This window comes from Acinetobacter sp. YH16038 (genome assembly GCF_013417275.1).
GTDB lineage: Bacteria > Pseudomonadota > Gammaproteobacteria > Pseudomonadales > Moraxellaceae > Acinetobacter.
Genome location: NZ_VPEG01000105.1, coordinates 1 through 2,494 on the forward strand (window position 1 = coordinate 1; position 2,494 = coordinate 2,494).

General features: G+C 35.8%; 4 protein-coding genes and 1 pseudogene. All 5 read left to right on the forward strand.

The genetic code is table 11. From position 1 onward, the window contains the following. A pseudogene (locus tag FTV34_RS16945) lies at positions 1-188 on the forward strand (MobA/MobL family protein); the annotation flags it as partial. Further along, a complete protein-coding gene (locus FTV34_RS16950; RefSeq protein ID WP_068550831.1) occupies positions 185-685 on the forward strand; it encodes a hypothetical protein in 501 nt (166 codons plus the stop codon). The pseudogene FTV34_RS16945 and the gene FTV34_RS16950, both read left to right, overlap by 4 nt. A 70-nt stretch (positions 686-755) precedes the next feature. Next, on the forward strand, positions 756-1,052 hold the full coding sequence (locus tag FTV34_RS16955) for a BrnT family toxin (protein ID WP_042087986.1): 297 nt from the start codon (positions 756-758) through the stop codon (positions 1,050-1,052). Next, positions 1,042-1,257 carry a hypothetical protein gene (locus tag FTV34_RS16960; RefSeq protein ID WP_042087985.1) on the forward strand — a complete coding sequence of 72 codons (216 nt, stop codon included), beginning with the start codon at positions 1,042-1,044 and terminating at the stop codon, positions 1,255-1,257. The genes FTV34_RS16955 and FTV34_RS16960 overlap by 11 nt, the downstream gene beginning before the upstream one ends. Before the next feature lie 127 nt (positions 1,258-1,384). Further along, positions 1,385-2,194, forward strand: a complete 810-nt coding sequence (locus tag FTV34_RS16965) for a hypothetical protein (protein WP_108091266.1) — start codon at positions 1,385-1,387, stop codon at positions 2,192-2,194. Positions 2,195-2,494 lie beyond the last annotated feature (300 nt).

The following is a 2,494-nucleotide window of genomic DNA, read 5'->3' on the forward strand; positions in this document are numbered from 1 at the left end:
ACCCTAAAAAAGACCTGAAAGACCTCAAAAACAGCCCAATTTCAGACAAAGAAATTAAACAGGGTATTGAGAGCTTTAAGGCTGATTTTGACAGCTTTAAACAGCTTGCTTTGGAACAGTACAAACAACAGCAGAAATTAGAAAGAGAGCAACAGAAAACAATGAAGTTTAGAGGGATGAGCCGATGACACCTGATGAAAAAAAGCTATATGCACTAATGGCAGTTGCAGAACAACAGCAGAACCTCGTCAATCAGGCCGTTAAAGAGCTTCAAATCACGAAAGAACACATTCAAAGCACTATTGCTGGGCAGACCCACCATACTGTATCAAAATCGCTAAATACGGGCTTACAGGAGGGTACAGCGGAGCTTATTAAGACCGCTAAAGCACTTGGACGCTTGAATAATTCAATTGAATCAGCCCGTGATCAGTTGTCATGGAAGCTCATTACCATTGTTCTAGGCATCTTTGCCATTCTGATGCTTGGTATCATTTGGCTGTTTAGTGTTTATATCAAACCTTTAGGCAATATCCCGCAGATCGAGAGCCTGAGACAGCAAGGCATCCAGTTTGATATTGGAAGTTGTAAAGTTGATGGAGAATCTAAACCGTGTGTCCGAGTGATGAAAAAGCAGTGCGGATATGGAAAAAATGGCGATTTTTGTGTCATAGACCCAAAATAATAAGAATATTTCTTATGCTAAAAGAAAATTCTTACTTAATTTCAATTCTACGAGAGGAAAAGGGGTAATCATGCCATTGATTGAATATTACGGCTTGTTATTTGAATGGCATGACCAAAAAATGGATTTAGTCTACAGAGGGCGTGAAATTACGTTCGAAGAAGTCTGTAGTATTTTCCTTGATCCTGCATTGATGTCTTTTGATGATGTAGGACACTATGACGAACAACGACTAATATCAGTCGGTTTAAGCAATCGTGGTAGACTATTAACAGTGGTTTGGGTTGAACGTGGAGATGTTGCGAGAATAATCACTGCATTTGAACCATCACATCACCAAAAGCGGAGGTACAGCAATGCAAAATGAATTAGAACGCTATAAAAATTTTGATCCTACCAATGCCCCATTGGTTAAACCTAGTTTTGTGAAAAAATTACAGGAACGTCACGCCATCGCTCAAGCAAAGGCTTTTGATGCTGATGTGGTGACATGGTTAGGTTCACAAGATAATGAAACAAAACAACATATTAACGATATGGTTCGCCATATTATGGCATTGAAACGTACTTAATTAGGTATGACCTCCCTTTTTTGTTTTAATGTTTGATTGATTAATTAGAAAGCTCATTTGGTATTCATACCAAATGAGCTTTTACTTTATAGTTTTTGAAGGATACGCCGTGGTTAAGGAAGTTGTTATGTTGAAACATTCAAGTTTGGAAAGAAAAGAGTTCAAGCATGAAGAACTTGCACTAATAAAAAAACTTGATTTCAACGATATTGAGATTATTAAGCCTGATAATCTTGGACAAATCTTAATTTGGACTTCTAAACTTGCTGAATATCATCATGCTCAATTTGTTGAATTTAGTCATAAGTTAGATATTGTTGATGAAATAGAAGAGCGAGAAGAGATTAACAATAAGATTAATTTTTATAGAAAAAGTAGAGTTTTAGAGAATCATATCAAGGATTTCTATCTAAAAAAGCTATTGGATCAAGGAGAAGCGACAGTAAAGGGATATATCAAACATCCGATTAAACAGGATACAAATTACGCTGTAATTTCTTATCACGGATATCATTTTGTTAGTTTTGCTACTCCAGAGATTATTGAAAAATTTCCCTTACATTTTATTGATTTTGTACAAAGTGAAACACCAAAGACATTAGCAGATATACACTCTGATGAAGCTGTACTGCTATCAACGGTTAAGAATTTTATAACGCCCTTTAAAGAACAATATAAAAAAATAAAGAGTAAAAATAAGGAGATCAAAGAACACAATACGGTCGTACATAAAATTTATATAAAAATTAAAAATAAAGAAGCAACTTTGCAAAAGCCAACAGATTCAAAGCCTAAAGAATCTAGCCCCAAATCTGATGAAAAGATTACTTTACCAGTAAAAATGAAGCAGGTAGCTATTCAGCAAAATATAGCTTCACAAGAAAAGTCAATTACTGTGATTAAGAAGCGAAAATTTGCTTTAAATAAGGATAAGTAAATTTGTAATTGTAAATTATAAAGAAAATCCCCCCTAAGCCTTGCAACTTAGAGGGGTTTTCCAGTAAATTCTACGGTACGCAGTTATTTGATGTTAACCCATCGAATAACGAAGATCATAAGGTTTGGCGACCGTTATGATTTCACCAAAGGCTGGTACCTGAACTCTATTTTCACAATAAACAGTGTTTAGTTCAAGACCCAAAATGATAAGTCTTCGTTAATCCGTGTTTTAAATCATCAAATAAGCATCCTAGATCGAGCTTTGCCTGCCCCCGCGTGCCCGGCATACGGAGTGGCA